The organism is Cedecea sp. AS113 (assembly GCF_037152415.1).
In the GTDB taxonomy this organism is placed as follows: domain Bacteria; phylum Pseudomonadota; class Gammaproteobacteria; order Enterobacterales; family Enterobacteriaceae; genus Cedecea.
The window spans coordinates 124,850-141,026 of the sequence record NZ_JBBCMI010000002.1 but is presented as its reverse complement, the minus strand read 5'-3'; the positions used below and the strand labels follow the sequence as shown (position 1 = coordinate 141,026).

The 16,177-nt window shown below is 58.2% G+C and carries 13 protein-coding genes; 9 read left to right on the top strand and 4 right to left on the bottom strand.

Annotated elements, in window-relative coordinates; all coding sequences use genetic code 11:
• Nucleotide 1 precedes the first annotated feature (1 nt).
• From WFN87_RS02815 to WFN87_RS02805, 3 genes are all read left to right on the top strand, one after another.
• On the top strand, nt 2–2,974 hold the full coding sequence (locus WFN87_RS02815) for a virulence factor SrfB (RefSeq protein ID WP_166992636.1): 2,973 nt from the start codon (nt 2–4) through the stop codon (nt 2,972–2,974).
• Nucleotides 2,971–5,112, top strand: coding sequence for a virulence factor SrfC family protein (locus WFN87_RS02810; protein ID WP_336981072.1), 2,142 nt, complete (start codon nt 2,971–2,973; stop codon nt 5,110–5,112). Before WFN87_RS02815 ends, WFN87_RS02810 begins: the two co-directional genes overlap by 4 nt.
• A gap of 418 nt (nt 5,113–5,530) precedes the next feature.
• Nucleotides 5,531–7,267, top strand: a complete 1,737-nt coding sequence (locus tag WFN87_RS02805) for an ABC-F family ATP-binding cassette domain-containing protein (protein ID WP_336981070.1) — start codon at nt 5,531–5,533, stop codon at nt 7,265–7,267.
• A gap of 195 nt (nt 7,268–7,462) precedes the next feature.
• Here the strand turns inward: WFN87_RS02805 and WFN87_RS02800 are convergent, their stop codons facing one another.
• Both WFN87_RS02800 and WFN87_RS02795 read right to left on the bottom strand, forming a co-directional pair.
• Nucleotides 7,463–8,218: an alpha/beta fold hydrolase gene (locus WFN87_RS02800; protein ID WP_336981371.1), complete on the bottom strand. Its 756-nt coding sequence runs from the start codon at nt 8,216–8,218 to the stop codon at nt 7,463–7,465.
• A gap of 144 nt (nt 8,219–8,362) precedes the next feature.
• Entirely contained in the window at nt 8,363–9,700 is a 1,338-nt protein-coding gene (locus WFN87_RS02795) for an esterase-like activity of phytase family protein (protein WP_336981068.1), read from the bottom strand.
• Nucleotides 9,701–9,894: 194 nt separating this feature from the next.
• Between WFN87_RS02795 and WFN87_RS02790 the strand changes: the two genes are divergently transcribed.
• Entirely contained in the window at nt 9,895–11,433 is a 1,539-nt protein-coding gene (locus WFN87_RS02790; protein WP_336981066.1) for a methyl-accepting chemotaxis protein, read from the top strand.
• 124 nt (nt 11,434–11,557) lie between these two features.
• Nucleotides 11,558–12,475 carry a bestrophin family protein gene (locus WFN87_RS02785; protein ID WP_336707014.1) on the top strand — a complete coding sequence of 306 codons (918 nt, stop codon included), beginning with the start codon at nt 11,558–11,560 and terminating at the stop codon, nt 12,473–12,475.
• 102 nt (nt 12,476–12,577) lie between these two features.
• On the opposite strand, the gene WFN87_RS02780 is transcribed toward WFN87_RS02785, so the two are convergent.
• Nucleotides 12,578–13,258: an ArsR/SmtB family transcription factor gene (locus WFN87_RS02780; protein WP_008459096.1), complete on the bottom strand. Its 681-nt coding sequence runs from the start codon at nt 13,256–13,258 to the stop codon at nt 12,578–12,580.
• Nucleotides 13,259–13,333: 75 nt separating this feature from the next.
• Here WFN87_RS02780 and WFN87_RS02775 point away from each other — a divergent pair, with 75 nt between their 5' ends.
• Together WFN87_RS02775 and WFN87_RS02770 are read left to right on the top strand one after the other, a co-directional pair.
• A complete protein-coding gene (locus WFN87_RS02775; protein ID WP_336981063.1) occupies nt 13,334–13,693 on the top strand; it encodes an antibiotic biosynthesis monooxygenase family protein in 360 nt (119 codons plus the stop codon).
• Nucleotides 13,686–14,429, top strand: a complete 744-nt coding sequence (locus WFN87_RS02770; RefSeq protein WP_166992658.1) for a sulfite exporter TauE/SafE family protein — start codon at nt 13,686–13,688, stop codon at nt 14,427–14,429. The genes WFN87_RS02775 and WFN87_RS02770 overlap by 8 nt, the downstream gene beginning before the upstream one ends.
• Here WFN87_RS02770 and WFN87_RS02765 read toward each other — a convergent pair.
• Entirely contained in the window at nt 14,426–14,815 is a 390-nt protein-coding gene (locus tag WFN87_RS02765) for a rhodanese-like domain-containing protein (protein ID WP_166874090.1), read from the bottom strand. The two genes, WFN87_RS02770 and WFN87_RS02765, sit on opposite strands and share 4 nt — an antisense overlap.
• 65 nt (nt 14,816–14,880) lie before the next feature.
• Between WFN87_RS02765 and ftrA the strand changes: the two genes are divergently transcribed.
• A complete protein-coding gene (gene ftrA / locus WFN87_RS02760) occupies nt 14,881–15,885 on the top strand; it encodes a transcriptional regulator FtrA (RefSeq protein WP_336981060.1) in 1,005 nt (334 codons plus the stop codon).
• Between the two features lie 121 nt (nt 15,886–16,006).
• Entirely contained in the window at nt 16,007–16,102 is a 96-nt protein-coding gene (gene mgtS, locus WFN87_RS02755; RefSeq protein WP_008459108.1) for a protein MgtS, read from the top strand.
• Nucleotides 16,103–16,177 lie beyond the last annotated feature (75 nt).

The following is a 16,177-nucleotide window of genomic DNA, read 5'->3' as shown; positions in this document are numbered from 1 at the left end:
CATGCTGGCGACCCTTTTTCACTACAAGCCGAGCGTCACGCTCATCAAAGACAGCGGCATTCAGTTCCTGGACTTTGGCCTTGCGCCGCAGACTAACGCCGCCCACGCCGGGCGCTTTGTGCGTCAGACGGCCAACGGCCCGCTGCTACGCCTTGATTACGATGTTGTGCCCGGGAAATTTACCCTACCGGGCGAAAACGGTACCGCGCCAGAAGTGGTGAAACCTGAAAGCACCATTACGCTTGGCCACTCCCTGCGGGTGATGGACAAAACCTGGCTGCCGCTGCCGTTCCTGCGCTTTAACCCGCCGCGTACCTTTGTGGGTGGACCGGATAACTGGGCCCGCGTGCAGGTGCGTGTTCTGGAGACGCCCGATTCCGCCGGGAATACGGTGCGTATCAGCCTCGCGCTGGACAGCAAAATTTACGCGGACGATCACCCCGCCGCGCATCTGGCACCGACGGAAAACGACGTCCGCAACGGTGCCCGTTTTGCGCTGGCCTGGCACAACCACGAGATCAAAGATTTTCTCGACCAGACCTGGGTGGACGGCTGGCTGCGCGAAACCTTCACCCAGTTTGCCACCCGCGTGGAAAATCGCACCGAGCGTGAGCTCGCCGCCGCTATGAAAGCCTTTGAATATCAGGCTCACTATCTGAATATTCTGGAGCTTATCGGCAACCAGCTCGCCGTGCCGGAAGTGAAGATCGTCACCGCCACGCTGCAATCCCCGCCGATTGACGTAGATTTGGTGCTGGATGTGGGGAACACCCACACCTGCGGCGTCCTGATCGAAGATCACGGCGAAGAAAACGACGGTCTGCGCCAGACTGCCGAGCTGCAGATCCGCTCCCTGAGTGAACCACAGCTGATCAACGACGCGATGTTTACCAGCCGCCTGGAGTTCAGCGAGGCAAAATTTGGCAAGCAGCATTTCTCCGTTGAAAGCGGGCGCGACGACGCCTTTGTCTGGCCTTCTATTGCCCGCGTGGGCGACGAAGCTCGCCGTATGGCCTGCGCTCGCCTGGGTACCGAAGGCGCCAGCGGGATCTCCAGCCCGCGCCGCTACCTGTGGGACGTCACGCCAGCCAGCCAGGACTGGCGCTTCAGCCAGATGGGCGTGAAAACCCAGCGTGAGCCGCTGGCGACCGCTTTCCCGCTGATGAACCTGATGAACGACGACGGCCAGCCGCTGTACGCCCTGCCGATGGACGAACGCCTGCCGGTGTTTTCACCGCAGTACAGCCGCAGCTCGCTGATGACTCTGATGCTGTGCGAGCTGCTCTCCCAGGCGCTGATGCAAATCAACAGTATTGGCTCCCGCCAGAGCATGGGGCACCCGACCTCGCCTCGCCAGCTGCGCAACCTGATTCTGACTTTACCTTCCGCTATGCCAAAACCGGAACGCGAGCTGTTCCGCCAGCGTATGCAGGAGGCGGTCGGCCTGGTGTGGAAAGCGATGGACTGGCACCCGACCGACGAAGGTTTCACCCTCGAGCGAGACAAAAAGAAAAGTATCGTGCCGGTGCCGGAAGTGCAGATGGAGTGGGACGAAGCCACCTGCGGCCAGCTGGTCTGGCTGTATAACGAGGCGCTGGTGAACTACGCCGGGCAAACCGGGCGCTTCTTTGAAAGCCTCGCCCGCCCTGACCGCGCCCTGACGCCGGACGAACCCGTCGGCAAAACCCTGCGCGTGGCGTCGATTGACATCGGCGGCGGCACAACCGATATGGCGATCACCCAGTATCAACTGGACGACGGCGTGGGCAGCAACGTGAAAATCGCGCCGCGCCTGCTGTTCCGTGAAGGCTTTAAAGTCGCCGGGGACGATATTTTGCTGGACGTGATTCAGCGCTGCGTCCTGCCTGCGTTGCAGGCCCACATCCACAAAGCGGGCGTAGCTGACGCGCCAGGCCTGATGACCACGCTGTTTGGGGAATCCGGCCGCATGGACACCCGCGCCACGCTACGCCAGCAAACTGCGCTCCAGCTGTTTATTCCGCTCGGCCATGCGGTGCTTTCTTTCTGGGAAGAGAGCGACCCGGAAGAGCCGGATTCGGTGCTGGAAGCAACCTTCGGCGAGCTACTGACCCAGCAGCCAACCCGCAACGTGATCAACTACGTTCAGCAGGCCGTGCAGCACGAGCTGCCAGCCGACGCGCCGCAGTTTGACATCATGAGCGTGCCGCTGCAGGCGGAAATTGCCGCGCTGCAGGATGCGCTGCTGGCGGGCCAGTTTACCCTCACCGCGCCGCTGCAGGCGCTGTGCGAAGTGATCAACCATTATTGCTGCGACGTGCTGTTAGTCACCGGTCGCCCTGGCTGTCTGCCTGGCGTGCAGGCGCTTCTGCGTCACCTGCAGCCGGTTCCGGTTAACCGCATTGTCTGGCTCGATAACTACCAGACTCACGAGTGGTATCCGTTCAGCCAGCAAGGGCGCATCGGTAACCCGAAATCTACCGCCGCGGTGGGCGCAATGCTGTGCAGCCTGGCGATGGATCTGCGTCTGCCGAGCTTTAACTTTAAAGCCGCCGATATTCAGGCCTATTCCACCGTGCGCTACCTGGGCATGCTGGACGGCAACGACCGGCTGCTGGAAGACAACGTCTGGTACCGGGATATCGATCTCGACAGCCCGCAGGCGAACCTGGACACCCGAGTCCACTTTCCGCTGCGCGGCAACGCCTGCCTGGGCTTCCGTCAGTTGGATAACGCCCGCTGGCCAGCCACGCCGCTCTACACGCTGGCAATCAACTCGCCGCAGCTGGCGAAATCAATTGCCGGAGACGGCGTGCTAAACGTGCGCCTGAAGCAGACCCGCGAGGCCGAGTCATTCAGCCTTGCCGAAGCCTGGCTGTCGGACGGCAGCAAAGTCCCCCTCGAACAACTGAGTTTTAAACTGAATACCCTCGCCGGCAGCTACAGCGGGGCGACGCATTACTGGATAGACAGCGGGAGCGTATACCAAAAATGAAGCAGCTAACTACCACGCTCAGCCATCTGGTGAACTGGGTTCAGATGACCCGCACTTTCTCCCCGCTGCTCGACAATGAAGCGGACAGTCTTTTGGCGCGCCTCCAACAGCTAAGCGAACGCCACCGTCGCATCAGCGCGCTGGAGGACGCTCCGCTGACGCTGGGCATTTATGGTCACGCCCTGGACGGCAAAAATCATCTGCTGAATACCCTGCAGGGCAGCCCGAATAGCCGCATTGATATTCAGCTCGGTGATAAACGGCTGGACTACCTGACGCACATCAACCCAGGCCATACGCCAGCGGCGATGGCGGTGCGCTTCAGCGCCCAACGGCCCCCTGAAGTAGAGAATTACCCGCTGCTGCTGACGCTGTTTAGCGAGGCCGAACTGGCGCAGCAGTTTATCAACAGGTATCACGCCTCTGACGCTCCCCGTCTGGCAACGTCCAGCGCGGTAGCTCTGCGGCTGACCGAACTGGAGTCCCGCCGTCTGTCTGCCGCTGCACCAGGATTAACCCGTGAGCAAACGGCCGATCTGCTGTACGGCTACCACCGCCTCCAGCGCCGTCAGCATCACCTGGATGAGCGCCTGGTTTACCGCATGGCCGAGCTTGCACCTTACCTTTCGACAGAAGATCGCGCCTTGCTGTTCGCCCTGCTGTGGGGCGAAGATAGCGCCCTGACGGAAACCTGGCTGCGGCTGGCGCAGGCCTTGCAGCATTTGGGCTGCGTGGAACAGGTTCTGGCTCCGGCAAGCCTCGTGGTGGACAGTTTCCTGCTGCCTGCCGAAGGTTTTCTCATTCCTTCCGGCCCGGAAGACGCACCGGAACAGGCGGATGTGATGGTTTGCCCACTGCTGGGAAATCAGCCTGGTTCTCACCTCAGCCTGCCGCAGAACGACCTGGCGCTGCTGTGCGCCGAGGTTATTTTCACCCTCAGCCAGCCGACTGCGCTGAGCAACGTGGATTTACTGGATATCCCGGCGAATCAGCTTAGCTGGTACACCACCCGGCTTCAGCCGGACACGCTGCTGGTGTGTAACGCCGTCAGCGAACGCAGTGAAGTTCAGGCGACGGGGAAAGCGCTGGCATGGTGGGTAGACAGCACCCAAAGCCCGGGGCACAGCTCGCTGCCGGGCCTGGTCTGGGCCATCACGCCGTTTGACGCGCGCTTTATGCTGGGTGCCAGCCTGGACGACGGCGTTCAGCGACTGATTGGCAACCCGGGCAAGCGCTGGGGCACGCTGCAGGCGCTGGACAGCAGAAACATGCATCGCCTGCTGGAATGGCTGACCGATGCGCTAAATCCCACCCGCCGTGAACAGCGCCTCGCTGCCCTGCGCGGTGAGCTGGAAACGCAAACCGTCGAACTGTTCCAGCGCTTTATTGACACGCAGCAGGCCACCCCACAGCAGGCTCGCCAGCAGGCAGAAGATCTGGTGCGTGCTCTGCAGGCCCGGGCGACCCAGCACGGTGATTTGCTGGCAAGCCTGGTGCCATCCCGGGATGCTCTGCAGCAGATCTGGCTGCAGCACCAACAGCAGCATCAGCCTAAACCGGAAGGCTTTGCGCTGGAGATAGACTTGTTTGCCGACGCGGCCGAGCATGTTGCCCCTCAGACCGAAGGCATCAGCTACGCCCGCGCCGTGCATCAGCTTTGGGTTAACCACCTGCGCCTGCTGGGCCAGCGTCGGGAAGCCGCACACCAGTTTGGCCTGGACAGCGTTCAGCTTCAGGCGCTGTGCAACACACTGATCGTCGCCAGCTACCGGCTGGATGTGTCGATGAGGCTGGAACGCAGCATGCAAAACGGCGACTCCGGGCTTGAGCTGGATATTTCCCGTGCCAGCACGGTGCTGGGTGATTTTATTGCCTGGCTGGGCTACGCCAGCGTGCCAGTTACCGATCGCCCGGCAAGCCGCGTCAATAAAGGTCAGGCCGTGTTTGCCCCCCCTGCCCAGGCGGATATCAGCCGTCGACTGACAAAACTGGGCGAGCAGCCAACGCGCGGCAACGCCAGCTACGTGTACGACTGGCTGGTCGCGCTATATACCCGGGCCACGGAGAATATCGGCTATCAAAACCCGCTGGATATTAATGAGAAGCAGCGGCAGACGCTGGTGAAGCTGCTGGGATGAATTTGGGGGCGTCAGCCCCTCACCCCGGCCCTCTCCCCAAGGGGCGTGGGAGAAACGACAGGTCAAAACAGTAGGTCATCTATTCCCTCTCCCTTCCAGGGAGAGGGTAAGCAGCGACGCCGCCGTCGAATGCATTCGTAACAAATTCTGGCAGGTGGCAACCCATTCACTTTCCCGCTACAATCCGCCCACCTATTCACTCAATATATATAAGGAGGATCCCCATGATGTCTTGTGAGCGCTTTAACCGTTCGCATACTTTTGGCGATCGTCTCTGCTCAAGCGTTATCGGTTCCGTGCTGCGATAACTTCGGCTTGAGCGAAGAAACTTACTGAATCCCTTCTCTCGGGCTTACCGGGTTATCGTCAGCGTTATACGACGAGGCGTTTGCACGCCATAACTCTTGAGTAAGCACATATGAGCACTTTATTAACCGCCCAATCTCTGCACCTCGACACCGCTTTCGGTTCGCTGCTGGAGTCCATCACTTTTACCCTGAAAAAAGGCGACCGTATTGGCCTGATCGGTCATAACGGCTGTGGCAAAAGCACCCTGCTGAAACTGCTGGACGGCACTCTTTCGCCCACCAGCGGCTCGGTGACTCAGGCGGCTAGCTGCCTGATGGCAAGGGTAGAACAGCATCTGCCGGAAAGCCTCAATACGATGACCATGCTCGATGCTGTGCTGGAGAAAAATGAGGAAAACCAGCGAGATAGCGAATGCTGGCGGGCAGAAGCTTTGCTGGCAAGTATGGGCTTTAGCGAAACGGACTGGCGACTGACTTCCGGCACGCTGAGCGGCGGGCAGCATACTCGCCTGCTGCTGGCGCGAGCGCTAATTAGTGAGCCAGATTTACTGTTGCTGGATGAACCCAGTAACCACCTGGACTTGCCCACGCTGCTGTGGCTGGAACAGTTCCTGCGCGGCTGGAGCGGCAGCTTCGTGCTGGTTTCGCACGACCGCAGCCTGCTGGATAACGTCACCAACGGCAGTTGGATTTTGCGCGATCGTTCACTGCATTTCTTTGCGCTACCGTGTTCTCAGGCGCGCAGTGCGCTGGAGGAACGGGACAGAACCGATGCCCACCGCCATCAGGCGGAGCAAAAGGAAATCGACCGCATTACCGCCAGCGCCAAACGGCTGGCAATTTGGGGCCGGGTCTACGACAACGAAGATCTTTCCCGAAAAGCCAAGCAGATGGAAAAGCGCATTGATCGGCTGAAGGACGAGCAAACTGAGCTCACGGCGGGCAGCCAGTGGCAGCTTAAGCTGAAAGGTGAAGCGCTGATTGCCGACAGGCTGCTGGAGCTGGAAGCGCTTAACGTTCGGCCTGCGCCGGAGTGTGAACCTCTATTCACTCTGCCGTTGCAGCGAGTGAAAAGCGGCGACCGCGTGGCGGTGATAGGCCGGAACGGCTGCGGCAAGTCGTCTCTGCTGCGCCTGCTTTGGCAGCAGTACCAGCAGTCAGAGCGTGAGGACGCTATTCGCCTGCATCCTCGGGTGCATCTGGGGTATTACGACCAGACGCTGCACCAGCTTAACGACGGTGATTCGCTGCTGGAGGCGCTGGAGCCATTTGCCCCGCTCAGCGAGCAGGACAGGAAAATGGCGTTAATCAGCGCCGGATTTCCGTGGCTGCGACACCAGCAAGCCGTCAGTACGCTGAGCGGCGGAGAGCGTTCGCGCCTGCTGTTCGTTGGCCTGACGCTGGCCCGCTATTCCCTGCTGATGCTGGATGAACCGACCAACCACCTGGACATGGAAGGCAAAGAGGCGCTGGCGGAAACGCTGCAAACCTTTGAAGGTGGCGTGCTGTTAGTGACCCACGACCGCGAGCTGATAGCCAAAGGCTGCAACCGCTTCTGGCTGGTGAACAACGGCGTGCTGAGCGAATGGCACGACCTGGACGCGCTGTACGCCCTGCTGACAGCAGAGGAAAGCGGGCTGCCGCTGACCGAAGTGAAATCCCAGCCAGAGCAAGTCATCCAGCAAGCACCGCACTATAGAGAAAGCGATGCGCTGCTGGAACGGCTTATCGAGCTGGAGGAAAAGCTGGCGGAGGACGTGACGCGCAAGGAAAGGCACCAGAAACCTGCGCTGCAAAAACAGTGGCGGGAAGAAATTGAGGCGTTAAATAAAAAGTTAGCGATTTAAAGCCAAAGCCATCCTTCGGGATGGCTTTCAGGCCGCTGACAAACCTCTATAAATAGAAGAAATACCCGACGATCCGTCAAAAGAAACAGGAAAATCAATTCATTGATTTTCGGCTGATAACCACGAAGAGGGAAAAACCACGCTTTTTTCCTCTCCGTCTGTCACCAAAAGCCATCCTTCGGGATGGCTTTTTTATTACGCCCTGCATTGCTCGGCCAGCACCCGCGCCAGCCCGGCCGGGTTCTCCCACGACATGGAATGCCCGGCGCTCGGTACGATGGCTGTCAACCCGGTCTGCTGTAATGCGGTAAAATCTTCATCCGGCAGCGAAAGCTCACCGAAAATTAGCGTTTTGGGGATTTTTAGCTGAGCAAAAAGCTGATACCAGTCCGGTTCGATGCCGCTTACCAGACTAACGGCGGCGCGCCATACAGCACTGGGATCGCTATTTTGCAAGCTGCCGGACCACGGATTTTCCGCGTTAGCCGCGATTGCTTTTTGGTAACCATGAGCCACGAATTCGTCTTCGGTCTGCGCGGCAATCATGCGGCTATACATCCCGCCGCCGGCGCGGAAATTGGGCTCCGACACCATCAACCCTGCGATTTTCCCCGGCATCGACGCCGCCACTTCAATGGCGATGCTGCCGCCCATGCTGTGCCCGTAAAGAAAAAAGCGATTTAACCCTAAATGTTCCACCAGTTCGCCCACGACACTTGCCTGTTCACGGGTGCTGTAGCCGTAAGACTGCGGCCTGTCGCTGTACCCGCTGCCGGGGAGATCGATGAGAATGCTACGCCGGGAACTCCATGCCGGATCGCTGACCACGCGGGGATAGTCATAAGAGGAAGCGCAGCCAAGGCCATGAATGAACAGGAGCGGCACACCCCCGCCGGGTAAATCCAGATAGCGCACCCGACATTGCGCCGTGGCGGAGAAGAAGTTTTGCATCAGCATTCCCTTTTCTTACAATAACTGTGTTTATATACAGCATACCGTATTTTCCTGCCACTCCTTTCTCTAAAATGCGCCTGGCCCGCCTGGCATCATTGGCTTGCTCCTCTGCCGCAGGCGACAAAGGAGCAAGGGCAAAAATTACTTCAGGGGTTCGGGCAGCTTAATCACCCAGAAATCGTTTTGTGATTCTGGTTTTTCCAGCGGCTTCAGCTCAATTTTGGTCGCCACTTCCGCGCCGTCTTTCAGCAGGTGACCTTTGCCGTCCACCTGGTAGTCATCGGCGTTCGCCAGCACGGCCTGCAGGCCAAAATCGTTGTCGTTGATCACGGCAATCGTCTGATTATCAATCAGCGCCATGCCTTCGGCTTTTTCCTGCTGCCAGCCCAGCTTGCGCAGGTCGACAACCTCTTTTTTGCTCGCCAGCTTGATGCCGCGCGCCTTCAGCTGCTCGGCATCATCAAACTCCGGGGCTTTTTCTTTATCGAACCCGGTCAGATCGGACGCGCCGTTCAGGTCAACCACGTAGACCAGGTTGCGCATCTGTTTGTTTTTGTCACCGCCTTGCTCAATCAGCAGCAGGCGGTGGTTGTCCAGCGCCACGATATCGCCAATTTTGGCATCTTTGGCTTTTTTATAGACGTCCACGTCGATCGGGTAGCCGTACATTTCGGTTTTACCGGTCGCCGGGTCGAGGCTGACCAGACGCGTGAACTGCGCGCTGTTTTTGGTTTTGCCGTCAATATCCAACGTGCTCTGCACCGCCGCAATAATCCGGCCATCCGGCATGCGGGTGATGCCTTCGAACCCACGGTTAGGCTGGCGCCATTTGACAATATTCGGCAATCCGCCCGCCACGCCCTGTTCACCGTGCTCAGCCTGCGGGCCATATTTTTTCAGGATTTTGCCGTCAGCATCCACATGGATAATGAACGGGCCGTACTCGTCGCACAGCCAGTAACCGCCCTTGCCGTCCGGCGTGATGCCTTCGGTGTCCAGCCCGCGCTGGTCACTCTTCAACTTCTGGAGCGTATCGCTCAAGGCAATTTCATTGGTTGCGCCAATCAGCCCTTCCGGCAGCGGCAGCCCGCTAATCGGCCCCTGCGCATCATGCAGCGGCTTCGCGTCGATAGCTTCGGCTTTACCGTTGCTCACGCGGATGGTCATCAGCAGCGGCGTGAAGTCAGGATTTGCAAAAATCTTGGACTCTTTTTTCCCGGCTTTAGGCGAGTCAGCATTGGGCCCGCGATCCGTCACGGTAGTAAAGATCAGGTCGTCGCCCTGCTTGCCCATAAAGGTCAGGCCCGAGCCAACGCCTACCGGCAGTCCGTGCGGGAAGTTAGCGGCGTATTCACCTTTGTAGGCCACGCTGTCCCCTTGCGGGAACGTGACAACGTAACGGTCAACCTGCGCATCCGCAGCGTGACCAGCCAGAGGGAATACGGTACTGCAAAGTAAGGCAAGTGTTTTTAATTTCATGGTTTTTATATATATCGGTGGTTGAGGTACCGGAGTTATAAAATAGCCAGATGACAGTAAGATTACACTTTGTGCTCTAAATTTCCCGCCCGGTAAATATCCCCTTTCAGCTGCCGATAACCCTACAGCCAGCAGTGTTGAATGCTCTTCAGCGCGGCTGGGAAAAGAATATTTCACCGACTTAAGGATTTAGTATGTCAGTCAGGCGTTTTTCGATTTTGGTTTTCAGCACGCTGTTGCTTATTTTTCTCGCCAGCACGGCGTCCAATATTTGGTCCCTTACCCGCAGCAACCATGCCCTCAATGACGTCAACAGCGAAATACGCGTAGTGTTATCCGTCATTGACCCCATTAACCACAGCCGCACGATGCGCGTTCGCGCCATGCAGGCCATTCAGGAGATGGAATCCGGCAACGCCGAGCAGGCTAGCCAGAGCCTGGCTGGGGCAAAAGAAGCGCTGGGTAAAGCAGACACCAGCTTTAAGGCTTACCTTGAAGCGACGAAGCAGTCCGGGGAACAAGCGCTCGCCGATGACTATAAAGCCGCCTGGCTCGCCTATCGTGACGGAGGGCTGCTGCCTCTGTTAGAGGCCGCCCAGGCCAATGACAAAGCCCGCAGCGCGGAACTGGTCACGGGCACCATCCCGGCGCTCGATCGGGGGTTCGAAATCACGCTGGATAAGCTGCTGGCATTCCGGGAGCAACACGCACACCAGCTCAACGCCGAGGCACAGGCAGGTTTTCAGTCGAGTTTTGTCGCCATCGGCCTGTTTGCCGCGCTGTTTATCGCGATTCTTGCCGCCGTGTTTGTTTTGCTGAAAGTTCGCGTCCTCAAAGAGCTGGACACCGCGAAGGCACACTGCGCTGAAATTGCCAACGGCCTGCTGCACCGTTCCATTGATATCAAATCCAATGATGAAATCGGCCAGATGATGCACAGCCTCGAGCAAATGCGCCTGTCGCTCACCGAAATCATCAGCCAGGTACGCGAGTCCAGCACTACCGTCGGCTATGCATCAGAAGAGATTGCGGCGGGCAATACCGACCTGTCCGCTCGCACCGAAGAGCAGGCGGCGTCGCTGGGTGAAACGGCGGCCAGCATGGAACAGTTGACCGTCACGGTTAAACGGACGTCAGAAAGCTCGCATCAGGCCAATACGCTGGCTAACGGTATGCGCGCGGCGGCCAGCGAAGGTCAGCAAATCGTCGACCAGGTCATCGGTTCTATGCGCAATATCGAAACCAGTTCCGGCAAAATCGACAGCATTATTTCCATCATCGAAGACATCGCCTTCCAGACCAATATTCTTGCCCTTAACGCGGCGGTTGAAGCCGCACGAGCCGGGGAACAAGGTCGCGGTTTCGCGGTGGTCGCAGCGGAGGTACGCAATCTCGCCCAACGTTCTTCCGTGGCGGCAAAAGAAATTAAAGAGCTGATAGAGCTGTCCGGCCAGCAGGTCACCAACGGCAGCGAGCTGGTCAACCGGGCCGGGGAAAGCATGAAACGCATCGCTACCTCGATTACCCAGGTCACCACGCTGATGGCTGAGATTGCCGTCTCTACCGATGAGCAGAGCCGCGGCATTGAGCAGATTAATCAGGCCGTGCTGCAAATGGACGTGGTCACCCAGCAAAATACCGCGCTGGTTGAGCAGGCCTCTGCCGCCGCGCATTCCCTAAAAGATCAGTCGCAGCGGCTCAATGAGTCGGTTTCAGTGTTTAAACTCGCCTGATAACCCTGGGGCTACCTCAACGCGCTTTGGGGTAGCCTTTGTTAAGTTTCTGTAGCGATAAAGATTGATCTGCGTCACAGTCTGCCGTTAAATACAGTCTCTTGTTACTAGTCTGTTACTCATCATGATCGTTCGCCCGCATCAACACTGGTTGGCTCGCCTCTTCGTCTGGCACGGCTCAGTGCTGGAAAAGATTTATTCCCGCCTGCTGCTGAATCTGCTGCTTTCTATTAGCGTTATTTTTTTCCTGCCGTGGTACGAAACCCTCGGAATCAAGCTCACCATCGCGCCATTCAGCATTCTCGGCGTGGCTATCGCCATTTTTCTCGGGTTCCGCAACAGCGCCTGCTACGCACGCTTCAACGAAGCGCGTCTGCTGTGGGGCCAGTTGGCCATCACGTCGCGCTCTTTGTTACGCGAGGTGAAAACGCTGGCGGGGGATCAGCCCGAAACGGTGCAGCGGTTTGTGAATTTACAGGTCGCCTTTTGCAACAGCCTGCGCATGACGTTGCGCAAAAAGCCGCAGCAGGAAACGCTTAGTCGTTACCTGAGCCCGCAGGATCTGGCCTGGGTCAGCGCAAGCCATGCGCCGTGTAATCGTATTTTGATGCTGATGGGCAGTTGGCTGAACCAGCAGCGCGAGCAAGGCGTGATTTCCGACGTGCTATGGCGCAGCCTGGACAATCATCTGAACGAACTGTCGGCGGTGTCCGGCGGCTGCGAACGCATTATTTCTACACCGATGCCCTTCGCCTATAGCCTGATTCAGCACCGCACGGTGTATATCTTCTGCATCATGCTGCCGTTTGCTCTGGTGACCGACCTCCACTACATGACGCCGTTTGTTTCCGTATTTGTGTCGTATACCTTTATTTCCCTCGACTCGCTGGCCGAAGAGCTGGAAGATCCGTTTGGTACCGAGGACAACGACCTGCCGCTGGATGCTATTTGCGTGGCGATTGAGCGTGATTTACGGGATATGAACGATGAGGCGGAGAAGCCAGAGGCGCTGCAGCCGAACAGGCATTATCGGCTGAGCTGATTTTACCCTCAGCCTAACCCTCTCCCTCAAGGGAGAGGGGATCACTCATGCTCCCCGTCGGCTATTTTCTCCCTTTTCCTTTGGGGAGAGGTGAAAACTCTGTCAAAACGCCACCCCAAACAATCCTGCCAGCTTACGCTTCCCGCTCTCGGACACGTGCAGCTCACGACTGACCAGATCCCGCCGCATCCACCCTTTTTGTTCGCAGGTGTGCAGCAACGCTTTGCCTAGCTGTCCTCCCAGATGTTCGCGTCTTTCACTCCAGTCCAGACAGCCGCAGGCGTAGCGCCGGCGCGAGGCCCCGCTTTCCACGTTTACGCCCAGAAGCAGCAGTTGTTCTTCCCCCCTGGCGGTGACCACATACTCTTCCCCCTCCAGCCAGCGAAGGCGAAATAATGCGTCATGGAGTGCCACGGCGATCTCTCCCGCCATATGGTCATAGCAGGTTCTGGCGTAGCGAAGATTGCCGGGAGTTTTGGTGCGCATAGTCGCGTCATCGCGGCCAACCAGCCCCATTAATCCTTCCAGCGCCCCGGCAATTTGGCTGCTGTGAAGCCGGTAGTAACGATGTCGCCCCTGCTGCACGCAGGCAATCAGCGATTGCTCCATTAACTTTGCCAGATGGCTGCTGGCCGTGGACGGTGCCACATTAGCCATGATGCTCAGTTCGGTTGCCGTCCAGGCCCGGCCATCCATTAACGCGCACAGCATGCTGGCTCGGGTTTTGTCCGCAATGGCGGCGGCAACGGCGGCAAGCCGGGTTTCGAGAAAATCTGTTTCCATATTTCGATGCTCAGCGAAGCGTCCTGTCTGACGATGGATTAGGGTTAGCAGGAGATAACAATAAGGAGCAACCTGATGATCGCCGTAATCTTTGAAGTCCTGCCTGCAGAAGGACACTATAGCCGCTATCTTGAACTGGCGGCAGAGCTAAAACCCGTGCTTGCCGATATTGATGGGTTTATTTCCATTGAACGTTTTCAAAGCCTTAGCGAACCTGGAAAAATCCTGTCGCTTTCGTTCTGGCGCGATGAGGCCGCCGTGCTGCAATGGCGCAATCAGGAATTACACCGCAGCGTTCAGCGCCAGGGCCGCCACTCGGTCTTTAGCGATTACCGGCTCAGGGTGGCGGACGTGATCCGCGATTACGGCATGTTTGAGCGCGAACAGGCCCCGCAGGATAGCCGCAACGCACATAAGGAAAACACGAATGAATGATCTCAGCCTGAGCCTTGCCATTGCCGCTACTTTTGTTCTCGCTGGCACCGTAAAGGGTGTCACGGGGATGGGGTTACCTACCGTCGCCATGGGGATTCTGGGGTCATTGATTTCCCCGGTGGCGGCGGCGGGCATGCTGCTTTTACCCTCTTTCCTGACCAATATTTTCCAGCTTTATGAAGGGGGCAACCTGGCGGCATTGCTCCAACGCCTGTGGCCGATGATGCTAACCATTGTGCTGGGTACCCTTGGCAGCAGCAGTTTATTGGCCTCGGGCAGTAGTCATGCAACCACCGTGGCGCTGGGCATTGCCCTGATCGTCTATGCCTTATGGACGTTGTTTGCCAGGCCGCTGCACGTTCCCGCCCGCCACGAGCGCTGGCTCTCGCCGCTGATCGGCCTCCTCACCGGTTTATTGACCGGTGGCACGGGCGTGTTTGTGATCCCAGCCGTGCCCTATATTCAGTCGCTTGGGCTTGAGCGCGATGAACTGGTGCAGGCGCTCGGGCTGTCCTTTACCTTTTCAACCCTTGCACTGGCCGCCGGGCTTTGGTGGCACGGCGCGCTGCAGGAAATAGCCATTAGCACGTCCGTCATGGCGGTTGTCGCCGCGCTTATCGGCCTGTTTGCAGGCCAGCGTATCCGCAGGCGCATCAGCCCATTAGCCTTCAAGCGCGGCTTCCTGATCTGCCTCGTTCTGCTTGGCGGTGATATGGTGCTCCGCGCGCTGATTTAGGCGAAAGGCAAACCTTCATCTTCCCAGCCGGTGATGCCGCCGGGCATCACCTTCACTAGCCTGCCGAGCTGCGCCAGTTTCAGGGCCGCCCGGTCGGCACCGTTGCAGTGCGGCCCGGCGCAGTACACCACAAACAGCGTGTCCTCGGGCCATTCGGCCATGCGGGATTCGGTGATCAGCCGATGGGGTAAATGAATAGCCCCCGGCAGGTGCCGTCGGGCAAATGTTTCATCAGAACCCACCACGTGCAGCAGCACAAAATCTGGATCGCCGCTCTGGATCGCCGCGTTGACGTCGGCACAGTCGGTTTCAAGCGACAGTTTGTGCAGGTAATGCGCGGCGACGGTTTCTGAGGCTGCCGCAGGGTGGTCAGTCACGTAGCTCATGTTTATCTCCTTTTGGTTTGAGCTTTGATTCTGACGCCGCGACGGAGGCTTGACAGCTGACACGAATGACGATTAGCGTAAATATCATGACAATATTAGCCCCCCTGCCTAAAAACCCTCTTGTCGTCACGCTGGCTTACGACGGCCTTTGCACGTTCGAATTCGGCGTTGCCGTAGAAATTTTCGGCCTGCCGCGCCCCGAGCTGGGTGAGAATTGGTATCGCTTTGCCGTCGCCGGCATTGAGCCCGGCGAACTGCGGGCGATGGGCGGTATTCGCCTGGTGGTGGATGGCGGGCTGGATTTGCTGGCTGAAGCCAGTTTGATCGTGGTTCCTGGCTGGCGCGGGATCGATCAATCCGTGCCAGAGTCACTTATTGCGGCATTGCGGGCGGCACATGCGCGCGGTGCACGCCTGATGTCCATTTGCTCCGGCGTGTTTGTGCTGGCGGCAACTGGTCTGCTTGATGGCCAGCGGGCAACCACCCACTGGCGCTACACGGAAGCGCTGCAGGCGCGTTACCCGGCGATCGAAGTGATCCCGGACGTGCTTTATCTGGATAACGGGGATGTTTTGACCTCGGCGGGCAGCGCGGCGGGCATCGACCTCGCCCTGCATCTGGTGCGCCGGGATTTTGGTGCCGCAGCGGCCAACAGCGTTGCCCGGCGCTTAGTCGTGCAGCCTCATCGCGAGGGCGGCCAGGCGCAGTTTATCGAACAAGCAGTCCCCGTAGAGTACGAAGGAGAGCGGTTTGCGCCGCTGTTTGATCACCTGCAGCGCCATTTAAGCGAGCGGCACTCCGTGGCAAGCCTGGCCGCCTATGTCGGCATGAGCCCGAGAACTTTTTTACGCCGCTTCGAAGCCGCGACGGGCCTCACGCCCGCCGCCTGGCTGCTGCAAACCCGCCTTAAACGCTGCCGGGAGCTGCTGGAAAACAGCACGCTGCCGATAGAGCATATTGCCGAACAGACGGGATTTGGCTCAGCGGCGACGCTGCGTCATCATTTCCGGAAACATCTTCGAACGTCTCCCGCCACATACAGAAACGCATTTACTTCACAAATCGAATAATTTACCTGCGGTTAGGGATTGTTTAAGTTGTGTACGGTATGATAGCTCTACTCATCTGAGTAAACCCTTTTTTATCACGCGAGGTATTTCTATAGAAATGCAGTAATCTGGAGGATTAACTATGTTAGGGAACATGAACGTATTTATGGCAGTACTGGGATTCATCTTATTTTCCGGTTTTCTTGCTGCCTGGTTTAGCCACAAATGGGATGACTAATGAACGGTGACCTTCCCCCACCTACGACGCCTCTCGCGAAATAAACTTTCCGGGAGGCGTTTTCATTTCTGCTCC

Bases quoted from the DNA above. Each gene is read 5' to 3' on its own strand.
- WFN87_RS02815 (WP_166992636.1), top strand. From the start codon at position 2: ATGCTGGCGACCCTTTTTCACTACAAGCCGAGCGTCACGCTCATCAAA.
- WFN87_RS02810 (WP_336981072.1), top strand. From the start codon at position 2,971: ATGAAGCAGCTAACTACCACGCTCAGCCATCTGGTGAACTGGGTTCAG.
- WFN87_RS02805 (WP_336981070.1), top strand. From the start codon at position 5,531: ATGAGCACTTTATTAACCGCCCAATCTCTGCACCTCGACACCGCTTTC.
- WFN87_RS02800 (WP_336981371.1), bottom strand. From the start codon at position 8,218: ATGCAAAACTTCTTCTCCGCCACGGCGCAATGTCGGGTGCGCTATCTG.
- WFN87_RS02795 (WP_336981068.1), bottom strand. From the start codon at position 9,700: ATGAAATTAAAAACACTTGCCTTACTTTGCAGTACCGTATTCCCTCTG.
- WFN87_RS02790 (WP_336981066.1), top strand. From the start codon at position 9,895: ATGTCAGTCAGGCGTTTTTCGATTTTGGTTTTCAGCACGCTGTTGCTT.
- WFN87_RS02785 (WP_336707014.1), top strand. From the start codon at position 11,558: ATGATCGTTCGCCCGCATCAACACTGGTTGGCTCGCCTCTTCGTCTGG.
- WFN87_RS02780 (WP_008459096.1), bottom strand. From the start codon at position 13,258: ATGGAAACAGATTTTCTCGAAACCCGGCTTGCCGCCGTTGCCGCCGCC.
- WFN87_RS02775 (WP_336981063.1), top strand. From the start codon at position 13,334: ATGATCGCCGTAATCTTTGAAGTCCTGCCTGCAGAAGGACACTATAGC.
- WFN87_RS02770 (WP_166992658.1), top strand. From the start codon at position 13,686: ATGAATGATCTCAGCCTGAGCCTTGCCATTGCCGCTACTTTTGTTCTC.
- WFN87_RS02765 (WP_166874090.1), bottom strand. From the start codon at position 14,815: ATGAGCTACGTGACTGACCACCCTGCGGCAGCCTCAGAAACCGTCGCC.
- ftrA (WP_336981060.1), top strand. From the start codon at position 14,881: ATGACGATTAGCGTAAATATCATGACAATATTAGCCCCCCTGCCTAAA.
- mgtS (WP_008459108.1), top strand. From the start codon at position 16,007: ATGTTAGGGAACATGAACGTATTTATGGCAGTACTGGGATTCATCTTA.